This window comes from Frankia sp. R43, from assembly GCF_001306465.1.
Lineage (GTDB): Bacteria > Actinomycetota > Actinomycetes > Frankiales > Frankiaceae > Parafrankia > Parafrankia irregularis.
Genome location: NZ_LFCW01000009.1, coordinates 102,801 through 121,470 on the forward strand (window position 1 = coordinate 102,801; position 18,670 = coordinate 121,470).

20 protein-coding genes and 1 pseudogene are annotated in these 18,670 nt (G+C 71.7%); 7 read left to right on the forward strand and 14 right to left on the reverse strand.

Features of this window, described 5'->3' with window-relative positions; translation table 11 throughout:
- Positions 1-121 precede the first annotated feature (121 nt).
- Positions 122-1,417, forward strand: a complete 1,296-nt coding sequence (locus ACG83_RS32540; protein WP_054570097.1) for a sensor histidine kinase — start codon at positions 122-124, stop codon at positions 1,415-1,417.
- Positions 1,392-2,051 carry a response regulator transcription factor gene (locus ACG83_RS32545; protein ID WP_054570098.1) on the forward strand — a complete coding sequence of 220 codons (660 nt, stop codon included), beginning with the start codon at positions 1,392-1,394 and terminating at the stop codon, positions 2,049-2,051. The genes ACG83_RS32540 and ACG83_RS32545 overlap by 26 nt, the downstream gene beginning before the upstream one ends.
- A 27-nt stretch (positions 2,052-2,078) precedes the next feature.
- Here the strand turns inward: ACG83_RS32545 and ACG83_RS32550 are convergent, their stop codons facing one another.
- The 6 genes from ACG83_RS32550 to ACG83_RS32580 form a co-directional block, all read right to left on the reverse strand.
- Positions 2,079-2,786 (reverse strand): hypothetical protein, encoded by a 708-nt coding sequence (locus ACG83_RS32550; RefSeq protein WP_054570099.1) that lies wholly within the window; start codon positions 2,784-2,786, stop codon positions 2,079-2,081.
- A 302-nt stretch (positions 2,787-3,088) separates the two neighbouring features.
- Positions 3,089-3,790 carry a response regulator transcription factor gene (locus tag ACG83_RS32555; protein ID WP_054570100.1) on the reverse strand — a complete coding sequence of 234 codons (702 nt, stop codon included), beginning with the start codon at positions 3,788-3,790 and terminating at the stop codon, positions 3,089-3,091.
- The gene (locus ACG83_RS32560) at positions 3,787-5,052 is read right to left on the reverse strand and encodes a sensor histidine kinase (RefSeq protein WP_054570101.1); all 1,266 of its coding nucleotides are present in this window, start codon (positions 5,050-5,052) and stop codon (positions 3,787-3,789) included. Before ACG83_RS32560 ends, ACG83_RS32555 begins: the two co-directional genes overlap by 4 nt.
- On the reverse strand, positions 5,049-6,158 hold the full coding sequence (locus tag ACG83_RS32565) for a D-alanine--D-alanine ligase family protein (RefSeq protein WP_054570102.1): 1,110 nt from the start codon (positions 6,156-6,158) through the stop codon (positions 5,049-5,051). The genes ACG83_RS32560 and ACG83_RS32565 overlap by 4 nt, the downstream gene beginning before the upstream one ends.
- Positions 6,159-6,169: 11 nt before the next feature.
- Positions 6,170-7,354, reverse strand: coding sequence for an alanine racemase (gene alr / locus ACG83_RS32570; RefSeq protein ID WP_054570103.1), 1,185 nt, complete (start codon positions 7,352-7,354; stop codon positions 6,170-6,172).
- Between the two features lie 348 nt (positions 7,355-7,702).
- Positions 7,703-8,089: a nuclear transport factor 2 family protein gene (locus tag ACG83_RS32580; protein ID WP_054570105.1), complete on the reverse strand. Its 387-nt coding sequence runs from the start codon at positions 8,087-8,089 to the stop codon at positions 7,703-7,705.
- Between the two features lie 216 nt (positions 8,090-8,305).
- Here ACG83_RS32580 and ACG83_RS32585 point away from each other — a divergent pair, with 216 nt between their 5' ends.
- Positions 8,306-8,962 (forward strand): YdcF family protein, encoded by a 657-nt coding sequence (locus tag ACG83_RS32585; protein WP_200931423.1) that lies wholly within the window; start codon positions 8,306-8,308, stop codon positions 8,960-8,962.
- Here the strand turns inward: ACG83_RS32585 and ACG83_RS32590 are convergent.
- Positions 8,913-9,740 carry an alpha/beta fold hydrolase gene (locus ACG83_RS32590; RefSeq protein WP_054570106.1) on the reverse strand — a complete coding sequence of 276 codons (828 nt, stop codon included), beginning with the start codon at positions 9,738-9,740 and terminating at the stop codon, positions 8,913-8,915. The genes ACG83_RS32585 and ACG83_RS32590 overlap by 50 nt on opposite strands.
- 68 nt (positions 9,741-9,808) lie before the next feature.
- Here ACG83_RS32590 and ACG83_RS32595 point away from each other — a divergent pair, with 68 nt between their 5' ends.
- Positions 9,809-10,264, forward strand: a complete 456-nt coding sequence (locus ACG83_RS32595; RefSeq protein WP_054570107.1) for a MarR family winged helix-turn-helix transcriptional regulator — start codon at positions 9,809-9,811, stop codon at positions 10,262-10,264.
- Here ACG83_RS32595 and ACG83_RS32600 read toward each other — a convergent pair.
- Positions 10,256-10,816 (reverse strand): DUF3291 domain-containing protein, encoded by a 561-nt coding sequence (locus ACG83_RS32600; RefSeq protein ID WP_054570108.1) that lies wholly within the window; start codon positions 10,814-10,816, stop codon positions 10,256-10,258. The two genes, ACG83_RS32595 and ACG83_RS32600, sit on opposite strands and share 9 nt — an antisense overlap.
- A gap of 218 nt (positions 10,817-11,034) precedes the next feature.
- A complete protein-coding gene (locus tag ACG83_RS32605) occupies positions 11,035-11,451 on the reverse strand; it encodes a hypothetical protein (RefSeq protein ID WP_054570109.1) in 417 nt (138 codons plus the stop codon).
- Positions 11,452-11,830: 379 nt separating this feature from the next.
- Between ACG83_RS32605 and ACG83_RS32610 the strand changes: the two genes are divergently transcribed.
- Positions 11,831-12,274, forward strand: coding sequence for a hypothetical protein (locus ACG83_RS32610; RefSeq protein WP_054570110.1), 444 nt, complete (start codon positions 11,831-11,833; stop codon positions 12,272-12,274).
- A gap of 105 nt (positions 12,275-12,379) precedes the next feature.
- Here the strand turns inward: ACG83_RS32610 and ACG83_RS48160 are convergent.
- From ACG83_RS48160 to ACG83_RS32625, 4 genes and pseudogenes are all read right to left on the reverse strand, one after another.
- Positions 12,380-12,517: pseudogene (locus tag ACG83_RS48160) on the reverse strand (alpha/beta hydrolase); the annotation flags it as partial.
- Between the two features lie 472 nt (positions 12,518-12,989).
- A complete protein-coding gene (locus ACG83_RS32615; RefSeq protein ID WP_054570111.1) occupies positions 12,990-13,736 on the reverse strand; it encodes an alpha/beta hydrolase in 747 nt (248 codons plus the stop codon).
- A gap of 252 nt (positions 13,737-13,988) precedes the next feature.
- Complete coding sequence (locus ACG83_RS32620; RefSeq protein ID WP_063793282.1) at positions 13,989-14,927, reverse strand: DUF4232 domain-containing protein; 939 nt, start codon at positions 14,925-14,927, stop codon at positions 13,989-13,991.
- A gap of 6 nt (positions 14,928-14,933) precedes the next feature.
- Positions 14,934-15,692, reverse strand: coding sequence for a maleylpyruvate isomerase family mycothiol-dependent enzyme (locus ACG83_RS32625; RefSeq protein ID WP_235498332.1), 759 nt, complete (start codon positions 15,690-15,692; stop codon positions 14,934-14,936).
- Between the two features lie 116 nt (positions 15,693-15,808).
- Here ACG83_RS32625 and ACG83_RS32630 point away from each other — a divergent pair, with 116 nt between their 5' ends.
- Positions 15,809-16,708: a carbohydrate kinase family protein gene (locus tag ACG83_RS32630; RefSeq protein ID WP_054570114.1), complete on the forward strand. Its 900-nt coding sequence runs from the start codon at positions 15,809-15,811 to the stop codon at positions 16,706-16,708.
- A gap of 63 nt (positions 16,709-16,771) precedes the next feature.
- Here the strand turns inward: ACG83_RS32630 and ACG83_RS32635 are convergent, their stop codons facing one another.
- A complete protein-coding gene (locus ACG83_RS32635; RefSeq protein ID WP_054570115.1) occupies positions 16,772-17,461 on the reverse strand; it encodes a TetR/AcrR family transcriptional regulator in 690 nt (229 codons plus the stop codon).
- 89 nt (positions 17,462-17,550) lie between these two features.
- Between ACG83_RS32635 and ACG83_RS32640 the strand changes: the two genes are divergently transcribed.
- On the forward strand, positions 17,551-18,660 hold the full coding sequence (locus tag ACG83_RS32640) for an NAD(P)/FAD-dependent oxidoreductase (RefSeq protein WP_054570116.1): 1,110 nt from the start codon (positions 17,551-17,553) through the stop codon (positions 18,658-18,660).
- Positions 18,661-18,670 lie beyond the last annotated feature (10 nt).

Sequence of the window (18,670 nt, forward strand, 5' to 3'; positions counted from 1 at the left end):
CGGGCGGAGGATGGCGGGCAGGTGACCAAAGTGGGTGGTGGACTGCCGGGTGTCATCCTTTGGTATCGCCTCCGGTGCGGGGCCTTTCGGGGCGGTTCGGGCCCGCGTAGATTGCCGGGGCATGCCCCGTGTGCAGCGCACCGGGCGGGACTGGGCCGCCGACCTGGGGTTCGTCCTGTTCGCCGCCTGTTTCGCCGCGCTCACCTCGCAGACCGTCACGGTGATGGACGATCCGGGGCCGGTATGGCGGGTGGTGGACCAGGTCGCCGGCGGGCTGGGATGCGCGGCGCTGCTGGCGCGGCGGCGATGGCCGGTGCCGTTGGCGGTGGTGCTGGTGGCCGCGGGGACGGCGACACCGTACCTGACAGGCCCGGTGCTGGTGGCGGTGTTCACCGTCGCCGCGACCCAGCAGCGGCGGGTCACCGCGGGGGTGGCGGCGTTGGTGTTCGCCCCGCTGCCGCTGTTCCTGTGGAGGCTGGCGGACCTGCCCGAAGCCCGGGCGGATCGTGCGATGACCTATTTCGCGCTGGTCGCGGGGGCTGTGGGCTGGGGGTTGTTCCGGCGCTCGCGGGGGCAGCTGATCGCGTCGCTGCGAGCGCGGGCGGAGCTGGCGGAGGCGGACGCGGAGTTACGCGCGGACCGTGCCCGCCAGGAGATCCGCGCCCAGATCGCCCGGGAGATGCACGATGTGCTGGGGCATCGGCTGTCGCTGTTGAGCGTGCATGCGGGGGCGTTGGAGTTCAACACGTCCGCGTCGGCGGCGCAGGTCGCCGAGGCGGCGGGGGTGATCCGGGAGAACGCGCATCTGGCGTTGCGGGATCTACGCGAGGTGATCGGTGTCCTCAACGACGGTGGTCCCGGCGACGAGCTGTGGCCGTCGGTGGGCCTGGCGGATCTGGGGCGGCTGGTGGCGGAGACGCGGGCGGCGGGGGCCGCCGCGGAGCTGACCGGATGGGCCGGCGGGCTGGTGGAGGGGGTGGCTCCGCCGGCGGCGGTGGGGCGGGCGGCGCTGCGGATCGTGCAGGAGGCGCTCACGAACGCCCGGATGCACGCACCGGGCGCGCCGGTCGCGGTGCGGCTGTCCGGCGGGCCGGGCCGGGGGTTGACCGTGAACGTCCACAGCGGGCCGGTGCCCTCGTCCCCCGGGTCATCCGCCGAGGCAGACCCGCCGACGGCGGTGCCGCGGCTGGCGGCGGGGTGGGCGGGTGGTGGTGCGACCGGTGGCGGGCGCGGTCTGGTCGGGCTGGCGGAACGGGCCCGGGTAGCCGGTGGTGTGCTGCGGGCGGGGCCGACCGCGGACGGGTTCGAGGTCCGGGCCTGGCTTCCGTGGGCCGCCGAACCCGCCGAGGACCAGAAGCCGGACCGGGAGCGGGAGCGGGGAGGCAGCGTGGATGATCGGTGTCCTGCTGGTGGATGACGACGCTCTGGTGCGGGCCGGGTTACGGCTGATGCTCGGCGGCGCCGGGGACATCGAGGTGGTCGCCGAGGCCGGGGACGGCGGGCAGGTCGCCGCGTTGGTCGCCGCGCACCGGCCCGCCGTGGTGTTGATGGACATCCGGATGCCGGGTGTCGACGGGGTGCGGGCGACCCGGATGGTGCGGGCGGTGCCCGGTGCGCCGGAGGTGCTGGTGCTGACCACCTTCCACACCGATGCCCATGTGCTGGGGGCGTTGCGGGCCGGGGCGGCCGGGTTCCTGCTCAAGGACACCGCCCCGGGTGACATCGTGGCGGCGATCCGCACGGTGGCCGCGGGTGATCCGGTGCTGTCCCCGGCGGTCACCCGCCGGCTCATCGACCAGGCCACCGCCGGTGGTGACGGTGGGTGTGACGACGTCGCCGCGCGGGCCCGGGCCCGGCTGGGGATGTTGGGGGATCGGGAGCGGGAGGTGGCGTTGGCGGTGGGCCGGGGCCTGTCGAACGCGCAGATCGCCCGGGAGCTGCACCTGGCGTTGCCGACGGTGAAGACGCATGTGTCGCGGATCCTGACCCGCCTCGACCTGAACAACCGGGTGCAGATCGCGTTGCTCGTCCACGACGCGGGACTGCGGTGACCCGGTGGCTTGGGTGGCCTGGGACGGCTACTGACGTTCGAGCTTGGCGGCGAGCTGCTTGACCAGCCGGGCTTCCAGATCCGCGTCGGGTGTCCGCCCGTCGGCGGCGACGACGAGGGTGGCGAAGACCCGGCCGCCGCCGAGGTGGATGACGTCCATGGTGGAGTCGGCCGTGAAGGTGACACGGTAGGCGGAGAGTGCCCCGTCGGGGGTGGGCAGCTCACGCATCGGGTCGTCGCCGTCGTCGGACATCGTCTTGTTCTGGCAGCTCAGGTAGTCGGGATGGCGCAGCGCGGCGGTCACGGCCTGGACCTGGTCGGCGGTGTAGATCCCGGCCAGGGAGCCGATCTCCAGGCTCTGCTTCTCGCCGCGTTCGGAGGTGGCTTCGGAGGTGAACGTGTCGCTGTGCGCCTCGTCGGCGGATGTGGGGCTGAGGGTGTCGGGGGTGACGCCGAGGCAGGCGGCGAGGTCCTTGTCGAACATGTTGAGGGGGCTGTCGTCGCCGGGGTCGTCCATGTGCTCGGTCGGCGCGGCGGTGAGTCCGGTGGTTTCCGGGCCTTCGGTGAGGACGTAGTCCTTGGCCGCGATCGGGCCGGTCCGGCGGGGGATGTCCGCGATACCCCCGCCGGTGCCGTCGTCGCCGCAGGCCGCCGTGGTGAGCAGGAACAGCACGCTGGCCGCGGCGGTGCGCAGGCGCAGGCGGGTCTCGGAGGCGGCGGAGCCGACCAGGGGCAACGGACTCTCCCAACAGTCATGGGGGGCATACGGATGATTCACCCATTGTCGCCCCATGTATTCGGTTATGTGCGGCGCGGATCGGGTGGGTGCACCTGATCTCCCTGTCGCGTTCCCGACCCCGGACCGTGTCAACGAGAACGGGGTCCCGCCGTCGCCGCCCTCCCCACCTCAGCCGTCCGGGGTCAGGGCGTGGAGAGGACGTCGAGCCGACACCACCCGGATCTTCGAGGTCGGCCTGCGCACCCTGCTCGACGGGCTGGCCACCCTGGCCGCCGACCGGCGGCCGGACGGTCAGACGGTCAGACGACGCCGTGCTCGTAGGCGAAGACAACGATCTGGACGCGGTCACGCAGCGCCAGCTTGCGCAGGATCGCACCGACATGGGTCTTGACGGTCGACTCGCTGGCGAACACCAGCCGGGCGATCTCCGTGTTCGACAGGCCGCGGACCACCGCGAAGAACACCTCACGTTCCTTGCCGGTGAGCGACCCGAAGGCCGCCGGTGGCTGGGCGGGCGCACGGAACTCGTGGTCGAGCAGGCTGGTGAGATCCCGCGGGGCGAGCACGGCGTTGCCGGTGTGCACCGTGCGGATCGCGTCCCGCAGCTGGGCGGGGGTGGTGTCCTTGAGCAGGAACCCGCTCGCCCCACAGCGGATCGCGGTGGCCGCCCGGTCGTCGAGGTTGAACGTCGTCAGCATGATCAGCCGGACCGGTTTCGTGCGCCGGGCCACCCGCGCGGGCGCGAAGATCTGCCGGGTGGCCTCGACGCCGTCCATCTCGGGCATGCGGATGTCCATGAGCACGACGTCGGGGCGCAGGTCGTCGACCAGGCCGACCGCCTCGCGGCCGTCGGCCGCCGTGCCCAGGACCCGCATGCCGGGCTGCGCGTCGATGATCACCCGCACGCCCTCCCGGAAGAGCTCCTGGTCGTCGACGAGGAGAACACCGATCGGCGCGGCGTCCGCCACCGCCGCCTCGTCGGGCCCGACCGGCCCGGTCATGCCGGCCGCCCGGACACCGAGGACGAGGACAGCGCCGGCGCCGGCGCCGGCGCCGGTGAGCGCACGGGCAGGTTCGCCGCCGCGGTGAAGGTCGGCCCATCGGGGCCCACGCCCTGCTGGATGTCGAGGCTGCCACCGACGGACTCCAGCCGCCGGCGCATACCCGCGATTCCCTGACCGCCGCCGAGGCCCCCGAGGCCGTCGCGGGTACCGGCGGCGTCCACGCTGTTCGTCACCTCGATGGTGAGCGTGGCCGCCGCGCTGTCCGGCGCGGGCCACCGCCGCTCGACCCGCGTCGGCCGGTCACGCCGGCCGTGCTTCAACGCGTTGGTCAGCATCTCCTGCAACGTCCGGTAGGCGACCGCGTCGAGCTCGGGTGGCAGCGGACGGGCCTCGCCGGCCTCGGCCGCCTCGACCGGCTGGCCGCTGGAACGGACGGTGTCGATGAGCGAGTCGAGCCCGCCGCGGCGCCCCCGGTCGGGTTCCCGCGCCGGTTCGAGCACCTCCCGCACGTCGTGCAGCGAGGAACGGGCGGATGTCGCGATGGTCTGCATGGTCGTCTTGAGCCTGGCGGGGTCGTCCAGGAACTGCGCCGACTCCGCCTGGGCGAGGATGACGGTCAGCGAATGCCCGACCACGTCGTGGACGTCGCGGGCGAGCCGGTTCTGGGCGTCGCGCAGCCGGGCGATCTCCTGGGCCTGGCGGGCGTCGTGCTCGGCGACCTGGCGGGCGGCCTGCGCCGTGCGCGCCCGGGACAGGAACCGCATCATCAGACCGGTCAGGAACGGGACGGCGAGGAACGTGACACCGAACAGGAGCAGGCCCCAGATGGTGATCTGCCGGCTGTAGCCGGTCAGCAGGTCGTACAGCACATGCCCCCCGCGGCCCCCCGCCCGCACCCCGAGCGAGCGGACCCAGGCGACGCCCAGGACCGGGGCGGCACCGACCGTGGCGGCGGCGGCCAGCACCGTGGCGACCCGCCCCCAGCGCGCGGCGGCGAACAGCACCACCACCAGCGCGGCCTCGGCCAGCAGGACCGGTGTGCCCCCGACGAGCTGGACGAGACCCGCGACCCAGGCCGTGCCCAGCGCGGCCGCGGGCTCCCACCGGGCGGCGACGACGGCGCCGGCGACCAGCAGCAGGAAGACGACGTCCATGACCGGCGAGCCGGCAGGCCGCCACGTCCGGTCGAGTTCCGCCACGCCGACGATGAGGATCGCCGTCCCGGCCGCGGCGGCGGCGAACCCCTCCTCGGCTCTCATCCGACCCGCAGGGGACCACGGCCGACGCGGCCGACGTGGTCGTCGCGGTCGTCGCCGTGCTGCCCCCCGGCCACGGCCACAGCTGTGGCTCGGGCCGTGGCTGTGGCGACCGCGTCGGCGATCAGCAGCTCCAGCAGTTCGGGGTAGGGCACACCGGCCGCCGCGAACATCCGCGGTACCTGCGAATGGCTGGTGAATCCTGGCATCGTGTTGACCTCGTTGAGCACCGGGCCGGCGTCGGTGAGGAAGAAGTCGACCCGGGCGACACCGGCGCACCCGAGCGCGTCGTACACGGTGACCGCCGCCTCCCGCAGCACGCCCAGCTGCGCGTCGCTCAGCGGGGCGGGCACGAGGAACCGGGCGGAGCCGTCGTACTTGGCGGCGAGGTCGAAGAACCCGGCGTGCCCGGTGACGATCTCCAGCGGGGGAGCCACCGTCCGGGTGCCGTCGGGCCGGCCGAGAACGGCCAGGTCGATCTCACGGCCACAGATCACCTCCTCGACAAGGACCCGGTCATCGAGCGTCAACGCGGCCTCGACGGCGGCGGTGAGCTGCGCGGCGTCATGGACCAGGGACACCCCGTAGCTCGAGCCGGCCGAGACCGGTTTGACCACCGCCGGCAGTGGGGCCGTCACCGCGCCGGCGGCTGTCCGCGCCCGGTTCACCAGAATGCCAGGTGCGGTCGGGACACCGACGGCCTCGGCGATGAGCTTCGTCGCCCATTTGTCCATGGCCAGGGCGCCGGCGCGCACCGGGGAACCGACGTAGGGCACGCCGGCCAGTTCGCACAGTGCGGCCAGTGTGCCGTCCTCACCGCCCGGGCCGTGCAGCATCGGCAGCACGGCCACGCAGGACCGCAGCACCTCCACGGCACCGGCCAGCCCGACGAGGCGGCCCGTGTGGTCACGCCACCGGCCGTCGCGGTCGATGGTGAGGGCCGCCACGGCGTGCCCGGCAGCGGTCAGGGCCTCGGTGACCGCCGCCGCGGAGGCGAGCGACACCTCATGCTCACAGCTGGTCCCCCCGCCGATGACAACCACCCGGCCGGCGATCCGGCGTCCGGCCGTGGTGCCGTCCGCCAGCGCCGTCTCCTTCGTCTCCCGCATGGCGTTCTCCCTCATCGCGTTGTTCGTTCGCCGGGATCGGTGTGGGTGGTGACGACCCGGCGCAGCCGCGGCCCGAGTCCGGTGACGATCTCGTGCTCCAGCGTTCCGGCCCAGCGAGCCCAGTCCGCCGCCGTCGGCTCGCCACCGTCCCCAGGACCGAACAGCGTCACCACGTCGCCGGCCCGCGCCGGGCAGGCGGCCGGATCGGGGCCGAGATCGATGACGGTCATGTCCATCGACAGGCGCCCGACCACCCGGCGGCGCACCCCGGCGACCTGCACCTGCGCGCACGCGGCGACGCAGCGGGGCAGCCCGTCGGCGTACCCGACGGGCACCAGGCCGAGCCGGGTCGCCCGCGGAGACGTCCAGGTGTGCCCGTAGCCGACCGCGGTTCCCGCCGGCACCGTGCGGACGGTGACCAGTGGGGCGGTCAGGCGCAGCGCCGGGCGCAGCCGCACACGGCCCGACTCGTCGATGCCGACCAGGCCCGCGCCGATCCGGCTCAGGCTGTGATGGGTCCGCGGGTCGCTCAGCGTCGCGGCCGTCGCCGCGAGGTGACGGTCCCGGGGACGCAGCCCGGCGCCGAGGGCGACCCGGACACCCCAGTCGAAACATTCACGTCCCCGCCGGTTGGCCGGATGGCCGGGTTCGGCGGCGCAGGCGAGATGCCCCATCACCCCGACGACGCGGACGAAACCGGCCCGCTCGGCGCACCGCGCCGTGTGACACAGGGACTCCCACTGCTCCGGCGGGGTACCGTCGCGGGCCATCCCGGTGTCGAGCTGGAGATGGACACCGGCGCCGGGTGTCTGACGGGCGACCGCCCGCAGGTGGGCGTGGCTGGGAACGGCGAGCTCCACCCCCGCGCGGGTCGCCTGGGTGAAGTCGGCGTTGACCGGGTTGAGCCAGCTCAGCACGGGCTCGGTGAACCCCAGATCGCGCAGGGTGTACGCCTCGGCGACGCTGGTCACCCCGAACCGGGTCGCGCCACCGGCCAGCGCCGCCCGCGCGACATCGGCCAGGCCGTGCCCGTAGCCGTCGGCTTTCACCACGGCCATCACCTCACCGGCCCCGCGGGCACCGCCCTGGCGGCGGATGGCGCTGATGGTGCGAACGTTGGCGGTGACCGCCGCGACGTCGAGTGTCAGCGTGGGACCGGTCGTGCCGGTCCGTTGCAGCAGGGTGGCGGGTGTCATCCGGCCCGCCGAGGACCCGCACCCACCCGGGCCCGTGCCCTACCGGACGACCATCCAGGCGGGACGGGCGACTCGTGGTTCCCGCATGGGGGACACGCCGCGACGCGCGGGGCGGCCAGCGATCTCGTCGTGTTCGTCATGCCGGTCACTGTCGTCCCGCCGGGGGCCGCCGGCCTCCTCCGGAGGAACCGGATCCCTGTCCTCAGGTACCGCCTTCTCCGGACCAGGGGCCAGGTACCGCCACGCTGAGGCGTATCGCCACATGATCGTAAACGGGCCCGACACCTCCGCCCCGGCCCTGCCCGACTTCTTCCGGTAACCGGGGCGCAGCGTCGACCTGCCGGGACGTCACATCTCCGGCGCCGCGGTGGGACGGGTGAACTCGGGCTGGTCGAGCAGCCGCAGCCAGCTTCCGTCGGGCTGGCGGCGGGCGACCTGCGCCCGAGCACCGGTCCCGTCGGCGGGTGGGGTCGAGGTGAGGGCGATGTCGCCGCTGACCAGCGTCGGCAGGGACGGTTCCGGCTCGAAACGGGGGCCTGGGGCCAGGACCTTCTCCCACAGTGCGTGGATGGCGCCGCGGCCCACCGTCTGGCCGCCGGGTGGGTAGGCGAGCACCGCGTCCGGTTCGTAGAGCGCGGCGACCCCGGCCGCATCCCCGGCGTTGGAACGTTCGACGAACAGGCGGGTGAGGTCCTCGGGACGCATGGCCTTCTCGTACTGCTCGTAGTCCGACATGGACATCCTTTCGTCGGGTGATGCCTGGGGCGCCCGGTGAGGTGGCGCGGCGCGCTCTGTCCCTTCCCAGGCTGGCCGCCTCAGCCACAGAAGTCCAACAGATAGATCTTCTACGATCTAGAATCTGTGATTATGGAGCGACGACCCCGCCGTACTCGCCCCGATCTGGCGGAACACCCGCGACCCGGCCGCGTTCAGCGGGCAGGGTGCGGACCGGTGAACGCGGCCCGAACGCGGCTGGGAGGTGCCTGCCTGCTGGTCGCGGCGGTGCTGGGATGGGGCGAGCTGGAACACTGGCGGGCATCACGGCGCCAGCTCGGCACGACCACCCCGACCTCGGCTGTGGTGCGGGGCGCAGGCGAGGTGGTGGTCGTGCTCGGTTTCCGTAACCGGTCGGAGCGCATCAACGCGGTCAACCGATGGCGGGTCCGGGCCGGGCTGCGTTCCCTCGAAGGTGCGGAGTCCCGGCTGGTCCTGGCCGGAGGCCCGGTGGGCGGCCCGCGGGCGGAAGCGGACCTGATGGCGGACTACGCCCGCGGTGCCCGCGGCTACCACGGCCCGCTGTCCGTCGAGACCACCAGCCGCTCCACCTGGGAGAACATCAGCAACGTCATCCCCCTGCTCGAGGACGCGGACCGAATAAAGATCGTCTCGGACTCGTTGCACGCCGAGCGGGCCCGTGGCTACCTGTGGCGCCAGCGCCCCGACCTCGCCGCCCGTCTCGTCCGCGGTGGCGACCACCGCTTCGGTGAGCATTCGCTCCTCAAACCGGCCCTCGCGCTCCTCGGACGCCGGCGCCTGCGGCGTCAGAAGCTCCGCGCTGTCAGCCCAGGAAATCCATCAGCCGCTCGTTCAACTGGTCCGGCGCGGTGAGTGGCAGGGAGTGGTGGGTGGCTGTGGGGAGCAGTGCCACCTCGCCGTGCGCGAGCGTCCGGCGGGCTCTGTCGGCGACCTTGCCGGCGTGGTGGGCGCGACTGTGCTCCGCGAGCAGGACCAGTACCGGCATGCGGAGGTCGGCGGTCCGCGGGCGGCCGCCGGTGACGAACTTGCGGCCGGGAACAGTGGTGGCGAGCGCGTAGAGACGCTGCCAGGCCTCGTCCGGGTGGGCGTCTGCGGTCTCCCAGGACAGGAAGGCGCGGGCACGGGCCTCGCTCGGGCGGATCAGGGTGGGCAGTGCGCGCAGCAGGTAGCCAGGGCGGAATCCGGCGAAGACCTGGGTCGGGTCGACGAGGGCGAGGCGGGCGACCCGCTGCGGGGCGTGAAGTGCGTACCTGACGGCCAGCCAGGCGCCGTACGAGTGACCGCACAGGTGCGTGCGGGCAAGCCCGAGCCCGTCCATCAGCGCGTCCAGCCAGGACTCCAGATCGTCGGCGCTCTTCAACGGTGCGCCCCGCCGTTCGGTGCGGCCGGCGTCACCCAGCAGATCAACCGCATGGACCCGGTACCGCCTGCCGAGAGCGGGTGCGTTGGCGAACCAGACCAGGCCGGTGGCTGAGCCGCCGGGCAGCAGCAGGAGCGGGCTGCCGTCCGCTCGGCCGTACACATGAACCCGGGTGGGCCCGTAGGGGGTGGCGACGTCGCGCTCCTCGGTGGACTCGGGCCAGCGGGCACGGAGCTCGTCGTAGACAAGATCGAAAGCGGACGGCGACATGGAGATTCCTCTCGCTCAGCGATAATCTCGCTCAGCGAGATATTAGCCAGTGGTTCGAGGGAGTGTGCATGGACGAGCAGAGCCCGGCGATGGGACTGGTTCACCTGCTGCGCGCGGTGACCGTGGAGTTCGACCTGCTGGGCGCCAGGTTCGCCGCGCGCCACGGGCTGCATCCCACCGATGTGCGCGCGCTGATCCACCTGCTGGATGCGGCACGGGTCGGTACCCGTGCCACGCCCGGGTGGCTTGGCGAGCAACTACTCCTGAACTCTGCCGGGACCACCGCCCTGGTGGATCGGCTGGAACGGCTCGGACTGGTCCGGCGCAGCAGGGACACCACCGATCGGCGACGTGTGCTGCTGGAGGTGGAGGAGAAGGCCACGGAACTCGGGTGGAGCTTCTTCGGGCCGATGATCGGCGAGGTGGTGGCGGCCGCGGACGGTTTCGAGGCGGGCGAGCTGGAGACGGTGCGTCGCTTTCTTACCTCGGTGCTGGAGTCCGCCGGCCGGGCACATTCACCCTGAGCAGGGCCGGGGGCCAGCGGAGGCATCGGCGAGCCTGGTCGCGGTTCCGTCCGGGGTGAACGGGTGGTGGAAGGTGAAGCCGTGCGGTGCGCAGCCGTGGTCGTGGAGCTGTTCCAGCCGGGAAACCCCGTCCCGCCAGGTGGGTGTCACGCCGTCGGAGACCCACCAGACGACATGATTCGGGTGCGCCGTCCTCTCGAACCAGTCATGGCGCCTGTTGAGCGCAGCACGATGCAGCCCGGTGTAGATGGCGTCGAAGGCGGGGCGCAGACCGGTCCAGAGTGAGAGCGTCGCGGCGAGGGCGACGGTTTCCACGGTACGCCCCTTTTCATACCAGGTCGGTACCGCGAACGCGCCCCATGCACCCCAGTCCGCATCGAAGAATGTGGCCCGACCGCCAACCGCCGCTTCCGCATGAGCGAGATATCCGGGATGCAGGCTGATCTTCCGGTAGACGGCCGCACCGCTTTCCTGGAACTCCCGGGTGAGAGCCGACGGATCGGCGAGAGGTGACTTCAGGACGCCGAACGTGTACAGCGCAAGACGGGGCATGCGTATCTCCCTGGCCGAGGTTTCCTCACAGGGCAGGTCCTTGACGATGTGGCTGCCCGGCAGGTGAAGATAGCCGCCCCCCGGCGGCGTTGTCCAAGTTGCTTTTTCCCTGTTCATGTGGCCATCCGCCGGGTTCTCGCGGCGGCGGGATCAGGTCCTGGCCGGAGGTACTGCCGCCACCGGCTGCCGCCACCGGCAACGTCCACGGCGGGCGCCCCTTACTCCTGCACCGGCGACGTGTACCTCCCCGCGATGCTGTACTCGGTGCAGGGCGCGGTTCCTCTCGACTGGCAATGACGCAGGTGGTTCTCCCGCTCCTGGAGAATCAGGACGGCGACGATCAGCCCGATGACGAACGCGACCGCCCACCGCCTGACGGCACCCTGGTCGCGGACCAGCCAGGCCAGCAGGAGCGCGCCCAGGGGTGCGCCGGCCGCAATGACAGCGGCCTGGACCAGGATCTGGGCGCTGGTGACGATCTGGTCTCGGGTCAGTGGGTCGCCGGTCATGTTGGTCACCATGAGCTCCGCGCCGAACAGGCATACCGCCGTCCCGAGGACCGCCACGAAGCCCAGCAGCACCCGCAGAGGAAGGGTCGCGTCGAACCCGCCCTGCGCCGAGGTCCGATCGGTCACGCTGTCGATCCCCGCCCGGCGATCACGGCCCGCCGGGCGGTTCGGTGGCCGTCACCCCGCCCGACCAGCACGGCGATCGCGAAGATCGGCCCGATCCACGACCCGAAGATCATTCGATGCTCTCCTTCGGGAAGCAAAGATTGCGCGTTCCTGGGCCGTCCCCACCCCGTCCGTACTGGTGCCATGTAGGTTTCCTTCACGGCGGAACTCCTTTCCGAGGCAACTGCACCGTAACGCGAGACCAGCCAGCCAGACGGTGATCGTCCGTAGCTGGCGCGACCCTACCGGGGGGCGGGATCATGCGAACCCGAGGCCCAGCACCGTCCGACCGGACCGCAACCCTCGCGGACAATCCCAGCGGACACCTGGCGCCGACAGCATGACGATGCCGGAGGAAGACGGCCGGGTAGCAGGGGAACCGACCACACCCGGCCAGGGCACCCCTCTCGCGCACGGCGATCCGCAGCCTGCGCAACCGCAGCAGAAACCGATCAATATCCCCACGGAATACAGGGTCGCCGTGGGGACCTCGCTGGCGGTACTTGTCTTCCTCGTTTTCTTCGCGGTGTGGGCGAGAACAGCCGCGCCCAGCTCCTGGCGGATTCCCGTCTACACCCTGCTGGCGCTGGTCGGGTTTCCCGTGGCGTTCGGCCTCCTGACCCTGGCCCTGGACTGGTGGACGGACTGGTGGAACGGATTCCTGGGAGTCCCTCTACTGGTGGTGATTCTGGCGGCCACAGGATTTTTCGCGATGGTGCACGCCGTCGGATTTCTCGGCGTGATGCATATTCTGGGAGTTCTCGCGCTGGGATCCTTCAGGTAGGACCGTGAACGTGAAGCGGAACAACAGCTGACGGCAGTCACCGTCAGCGGCGGCGATGCGCATTCACCGAGCTCAGGGCGGCGATCGGTGTTTTCCCCAGGGCCGCTCCGGGACCAACCTCTCGACCAGCGGGAGGACGTGCCAGTCGATGATCTCCTCGCCGACCGGCACGCCGGCCGCAAGCGCCTGGCGCAGGTCGGCGCGGGCCTGTTCGACGGCGTCGGACCGAGGCCGCTCACCGCTGGCCCACCCCGACCCGCAGCCCGTTCCGTTTCGTAACGTTCCGTTCGGTTGCATGGCGGCGACGAAAGTGGATCCCGATGTGGCTCCCGCGCCAGGACTCCCCCAGGTGCCCCCCGATGTCTAACGCCCGATAAGCCTCCCTTATCGGGCGTTAGACATCGGGGGAGTCGGTGGCCACCCAGCCCATCCGGGCTACTTACGTTTCGTCGTTACGTCGCCATGCTGACGCAACGACGAAACGTAATGTTCGTGGGTGTGGGGTCCGGAGCGAACACCCAGGCGGGCGGCCACGTCGACGACACGAAGGATCATGATCGTCACACCAGGTGCGCCAGTCCGGGAGCGGCGTTGGCGTGACGCGGGCGAACGCTCCGCTGGCCACCGCTCATCGAGGTGATCCGGAACCTGTCCTCGACGAACGGTGGCCTGGCCGACAGTTCCTACCGTCTGCTGCGGGCCTGACGGCCCGGCCTCACCTCAGATGCCGGGTGAAGAATCCGGCCACGGCGTCCCCCGCGAACGGCGGAACGCCGGTGTGCCCGCCCATGTTGGCGTGCAGCGTCTTCTCCTGGGAGCCGAAGGCATCGAACAGGTCCAGGGCCGCCTGCCGGTCGTTTCCTTCGTCATCCCACTGCAGCAGGACATGCAGCGGGATGGTGACCCGCCGTGCCTCCTCGAACATGGTGCGCGGCACGAAACTCCCGGCGAACAGGCCGGCGGCCGAGAGACGCGGCTCGACCACCGCCAGCCGGATGCCGATGGCGATCACTCCTCCCGAGTACCCGACCGGGCCGCCGATCCCGGGCAGCGAAAGGACGGCGTCCAGGGCCGTGCGCCATTCCGGGACCGCCTTTTCGACCAGCGGGAGGACGAGCCGGCCGATGATCTCCTCCCCGACCGGCACACCGGCCGCGAGCGCCCGGCGCAGGTCGGCGCGGGCCCGTTCGGCGGCGTCGGACCGAGGCCGCTCACCGCTGCCGGGCAGCTCGATCGTCGCGGTGGCGAAGCCGTCCGCCGCGGAGCGCCGGGCCCGGGCCACCAGCCGGGGGTACATCCTGGGCAGTCCGCCGGGGTGGCCGAGCAGGATCAGCGGGACCGGTGCGGCCGCGGATGCGGATGCGGCGGATGCGGGCGTCCACAGGATGCCGGGGATCTCACCGAGGGTGAACGCGCGTTCGAGGACGCCGTTGTCGGCGTGCTGTTCGGAGGTGAATCGCATGGTCGTGCCTTTCGGGAGAGCTCGCAACGGCGCTCCCGGACGACCTACCGCCCGACCGTGACCCCGGAGGGGAGCACCCATGTCGATACTGCGTTCACGGGTACCACCTCCTCGTTCTCTCGCACGGCCTCCGCGAAGCTAGCAGCGGTCGCCACGGACCACCAACAGGTTTTCCCGCGGGCGCCGTGGTCGGGGTACGCCGGTCAGCCGCGCACATGCAGTGCGAACCCCCTGCGGCCCGGTGGTGTGGTTTCACGGCGGGAGTTTCCAGGGGCTGACGGCCAGTGTGCCGGTGGTGCCGAGGTCGAGGCGCAGCGTCAGGGTCACCGGGGCGGCATCCGGCTGGGTCCGCACCCTGAGGTACGGGACGATGGGCGTGTCCGTGCGCCACGCGAGTTCGGATACGGCGCTCTCGCCCGGTTTCAGGACCAGCGGGTGGGCTGGTTCGTCGAATCCGGATCCTGGTAACGAGATACCGCTGACACCCCCGCTGCCGTGCGTGATCCGGGCACCGTCGACGGGTGACCGGTCGGTGTCCAGCAGTTCCAGCAACGGGTAACCGTCGAGTGTGTAGTCGTCCGTCCCGCAGTTCTGCAGGTGCAGACCCACGACGCGCAGCCCCATCGCCGCGGTGTGGTCAGAGGTGAGGCGCAGCCCCGAGGGTGGGCATCGTTCGGGCGGGGGCGGCAGCTCGGAGTCAGGCACCTTCGTCACCTCGGCGACCTTCACCCGGGTCACCGGGCAGGTGTAGGGGTCCTGCGTTTCGGGCCGGACCGTGCCGCGCACGGTCGCGCCGGGGCGCACCGAACGCACGACCTCGTCGGTGAAGGCCCCCACCTGGATGGTGCCCGCGAGGAACATGAACCGGATCGTGTAGGTGAACACCTCGGTGTCCTCGTTGTGGAGCTCGTAGGTGGCCGAGATCCCGGGGCCGCCGGTGGGGAGGGGGCGGATGACGGGATCGTCGTGGTGCCCGTAGTCGTCGAAGGCGGGTTCGGGGCACGGGGGAAGGCGGCCGGAGTACACGGTCATCGAGGTGATCCGGACACCGTCCACCGGTGGGACGGTGACGGCCTTCCGCCTCGCGGTCGGACCCCCGAACTCGTATACGACCAGTCGTACCGTGACTATCCCCAGCACGGTGAGAGCCAGCAGAAGCGCCGGAAGAAATACGGGGACGGGTCTGCGCATCGGACGTCAGAAGGCGGTGCGGTCAAGCCAGGTGTCGAGAACCTTCGGATCGCCGGAGACTGTCAGCCTGGCGTCGCCGGCGGAGATCCGGCGCAGGGCGAGCAGATACAGGCCGACCGCGGAACCGGAGACGGTGACCGTGGCCGCCGCGGGTACCGCGGTCCAGGTGACGGTGTCTCCGCTGCGGGCGACCGACCAGGCCGCGGCGCTGTCGGTTGCGGTCAGGGTCAGGGTGTTCTCGTCGTCCAGTGGCGCTGCGAACCAGGGCGCTCCGATCGCGATCAGGTCCAGCAGTTCGGACAGGCCGTCGGCGGCGATCGCGGGTGCCATGACCACGTCGCGGCCGAGCGCCAGCAGCGCGTCGGCGCGGTGCCCGGTGGCCTCGTGCAGCCGGCGCCGGATCCACCACCGCGCCGGGCGCACCCCTGCGAACGGGGTCCACACCGGTACCTCGGCACCGGTCGCGTCGACCGCGGTGATGACCTGCCGGGCGCTGTCGCGCAGCCATTCGACCGCGGCCTGCTGATCGCGTGGCCGCCGCACGTCGGGGACGGTGGCGTAGTCGATGTTCTCGGTGCTGCGGTGCGTCACCATCGTCGCGGTCCAGCGATGCGCGCCGCCGACGTGGCCGACCAGCTGGGCCAGGGTCCAGCCCGGGCAGGTCGGGATGGGCGTGGTGGGATCGCAGTCGCGATAGAGATCCGCCAGCAGATCGGTCTCGGTCAGCAGCGCCTCCCGCACCGCCTCCGCATCCAGAGCAGTCACGATCTCGACCGTAGCCCATCGCACTGTTATCGGTACTCATGATGACAATCCCGGCGAGAACCGGCCCCGGTCGAGGCTCTGGTGGCGGGGGTCGTCCTGATGGCAGGCTGCCGGTCGTGGATTCTCCGGTGGTCGTCGCGGGTGTCGTCAACGTCCAGCAGACGATTCCGGTCGAGGGCTTTCCGGTCGCCTACGCTCCCGTCCGCTACCTGCCCCACGGCCTGCGGCTGGCGACCTCGGGTGTGGGTCTCAACGTGGCGCGGGCCCTGACGGGGCTTGGTCGCCCGGTGCGGCTGGCGACCGTCGTCGGCCGGGATGGGGCAGGTGTGCTGGTGCGGGACGCACTGGAACAGGCAGGGCTGGCAGGTGCGGGCGTGGTCGGGGGCGAGTGCACCGCGCAGTCAGCGGTGCTTGTGGACCGGGCCGGGCGACGGCAGATCAGCACGGATCTCAAGGATCTACCCCTGTTCCCCTATCCGCTGGAGGTGTTCGCGGGCCTTCTCGTCGGAGCGCAGGCCGCGGCGGTCTCCACCATCGGTTTCGCACGGCGGCTTCTCCCGGTCGCGGTCGAGGCGGGTGTTCCGATCGCGGTGGATCTGCAGGCGACACCAGGCCTTCAGGACACCTACGCCCGGGACTGGGTGGAGCGGGCGACGGTGGTCTTCTGCTCGCAGGAGAACCTCACGGTCTCACCGGAGCGTTTCGCTCGGGACGTCTTCGCGCTCGGCCGGGCGAAGGTGGTGGTCGTCGGTCTCGGGGCGGCCGGCTGCGTGCGTTTCCTGCCCGGGATGTCGCCGCGCGCCGTGCCGGCGGTCGCGCCCTTCGGGGTACGCGACACCACCGGCGCAGGCGACGCGCTGTTCGCCGGTTTTCTGCACTACTGGCTGCGCTCCGGCGACCCGGACGACGCGATTGATCGGGCGGTACTGGTCGCCGGCTGGACGGTGGGTTTCCCCGGGACGGGGCACTACCCCACCCACGACGACATCGTCACGTTGCGCTCCCGGACACGGTGACAATCCCCGACACGACGATGCGGCCCCGACCGCACCGTCGTCGCGCATCACCCGATTTGCGGGTCAGGGTGAGATGCGGGTGATGCGGGCTTCGATGCCGTCGAGGAGGAAGTCGAGGCCGGTGCGGAAGGCCTGGTCGGCGTCCAGGTGGGGGCCGTCGTGGACGGCGGTGGCCAGGGCGGGGAACCGGCCGGTGGCGAAGGTCCGCTGCAGGTAGGGACCGTACGTCAGCTGCCACTGCCTCTTGTTCATCCCGGTGGCCTGCTCGGCCCGCCGCTCGGCGATCTCCCGGCGCACCACGCCGACGACATACGCGTCGACCGCGGCGATCGCCGGCACGGCGGTGCTCAGGTCGACACCGACGAGCGCGGCTGTGACGGCCTCCAGCCTTGCCAGCGTGTGCGGTCCGAGCTGCGGTCGCCCACCGATCAGGTCGGCGAACCATTCGTGCCGGTGCGCGGCGTCGCGGGTGGCGCCGGCGAGGGAGCTCAGCACCTCCCGCCAGCCGTTTCCGCTCGGGTGGATCTCGGCGTTGACCGCGTCGACCATCAGGTCGAACAGTTCGTCCTTGGTGGCGATGTAGCCGTACAGGCGCATCGGGCCGACGTCCAGTGCGGCGGCGACCCTGCGCAGCGACACCGCTTCCAGGGTGTCCGCGTCGGCCAGCCGGATCGCCGCTCGCACGATCCGCTCCCGGTTCAGCGGGGCCGGTACCGGCCGGTCCGGCGGCTCGGGCCTCTCCCACACCAGCATGCCGGCGACGATACGCTGCGCAATGTCGATACAGCGTATCGATCAATACGGCGTAGCGGACGCCGGGACGGAAGGGATCGGAGGCGGCGATGGACATCGCCATCGTGGGAGCCGGGCTGGGCGGCCTCGCCCTTGCCCGTGTGCTGCAGGTGAACGGCATCGACGCCGTCGTGTACGAACGGGAGGCCTCACGCGACGCACGCGGTCAGGGCGGCATGCTCGACATCCATTCCGGGCAGCGGGCGCTGCGTGTGGCCGGCCTGATCGACCGGTTCCACGCGATCGCCCGCCCCGAAGGTCAGGACATGCGGCTTCTCGAGCCGGACGGCACCCTGCTGCTGCAGCAGGACACGCCCCAGGACGCCCCGTCCGAGCGGCCCGAGGTCGACCGTGGCGATCTGCGTAACCTGCTGCTGGACTCGCTGCCCGGGCACACGGTGCGCTGGGGGCACGCGTTCGCGTCCGCCGACAACGGCGTGGCACGTTTCACCGACGGCCGCACCGCACCGTTTGACCTGCTGGTCGGCGCCGACGGCGCGGACTCCCGGGTCCGCGGGCTGCTCACCGACGCCCGTCCCGCGCACACCGGCCAGAACGCGGTCGAGCTCGGTATTCCCGACGTCGACCGGACCCATCCCGATCTCGCGGCGATGGTCGGGCGCGGCAACTACTGGGTGCTCGGCAACGGGCGGTCCCTGTCCGCGCAGCGGGGCGGCGACGGCCGTGTCCGCGTCTATCTCAGCTTCTACTCCACTGCCGAGGACTGGTTCGCCACCAGCGCGATCCCGTTCGAGGACCCGGCCGCCGCCCGGGCGCGGCTGATCGGCCTGTTCACCGGCTGGGATCCCCGGTGCACCGCGCTGATCGCGGCCTGCGACGACCTGATCGTGCCGAGGTCGATCATGACTCTCCCCGCCGGCCTGACCTGGCCGTCGAGACCGGACGTCACGCTGCTCGGCGACGCCGCGCATCTGATGCCGCCGGTGGGGCAGGGCGCCAACATGGCGCTGCTCGACGGTGCCCTGCTCGGCCTGGCGCTGGTCGCCCACCCGGGCGACTTTCCCGCCGCTGTCCAGGAATACGAACGCGAGATGTTCGCACGCACCGGCGCAGCCGCCCGGCAGTCCGCGGCGATCCAGGAAATGCTGATGGCGCCGGATGCCAGCCGCAGAATGCTCGCGTTCTTCCAATCGGGCTGAGGGGGAATGT

Coding starts and splice junctions, on each gene's coding strand:
- ACG83_RS32610 (WP_054570110.1), top strand. CDS start 11,831: ATGACGATGCCGGAGGAAGACGGCCGGGTAGCAGGGGAACCGACCACA.
- alr (WP_054570103.1), bottom strand. CDS start 7,354: ATGACACCCGCCACCCTGCTGCAACGGACCGGCACGACCGGTCCCACG.
- ACG83_RS32600 (WP_054570108.1), bottom strand. CDS start 10,816: ATGCCCCGTCTTGCGCTGTACACGTTCGGCGTCCTGAAGTCACCTCTC.
- ACG83_RS32595 (WP_054570107.1), top strand. CDS start 9,809: ATGGACGAGCAGAGCCCGGCGATGGGACTGGTTCACCTGCTGCGCGCG.
- ACG83_RS32615 (WP_054570111.1), bottom strand. CDS start 13,736: ATGCGATTCACCTCCGAACAGCACGCCGACAACGGCGTCCTCGAACGC.
- ACG83_RS32580 (WP_054570105.1), bottom strand. CDS start 8,089: ATGTCGGACTACGAGCAGTACGAGAAGGCCATGCGTCCCGAGGACCTC.
- ACG83_RS32540 (WP_054570097.1), top strand. CDS start 122: ATGCCCCGTGTGCAGCGCACCGGGCGGGACTGGGCCGCCGACCTGGGG.
- ACG83_RS32560 (WP_054570101.1), bottom strand. CDS start 5,052: ATGAGAGCCGAGGAGGGGTTCGCCGCCGCCGCGGCCGGGACGGCGATC.
- ACG83_RS32555 (WP_054570100.1), bottom strand. CDS start 3,790: ATGACCGGGCCGGTCGGGCCCGACGAGGCGGCGGTGGCGGACGCCGCG.
- ACG83_RS32640 (WP_054570116.1), top strand. CDS start 17,551: ATGGACATCGCCATCGTGGGAGCCGGGCTGGGCGGCCTCGCCCTTGCC.
- ACG83_RS32545 (WP_054570098.1), top strand. CDS start 1,392: ATGATCGGTGTCCTGCTGGTGGATGACGACGCTCTGGTGCGGGCCGGG.
- ACG83_RS32590 (WP_054570106.1), bottom strand. CDS start 9,740: ATGTCGCCGTCCGCTTTCGATCTTGTCTACGACGAGCTCCGTGCCCGC.
- ACG83_RS32565 (WP_054570102.1), bottom strand. CDS start 6,158: ATGCGGGAGACGAAGGAGACGGCGCTGGCGGACGGCACCACGGCCGGA.
- ACG83_RS32635 (WP_054570115.1), bottom strand. CDS start 17,461: ATGCTGGTGTGGGAGAGGCCCGAGCCGCCGGACCGGCCGGTACCGGCC.
- ACG83_RS32620 (WP_063793282.1), bottom strand. CDS start 14,927: ATGCGCAGACCCGTCCCCGTATTTCTTCCGGCGCTTCTGCTGGCTCTC.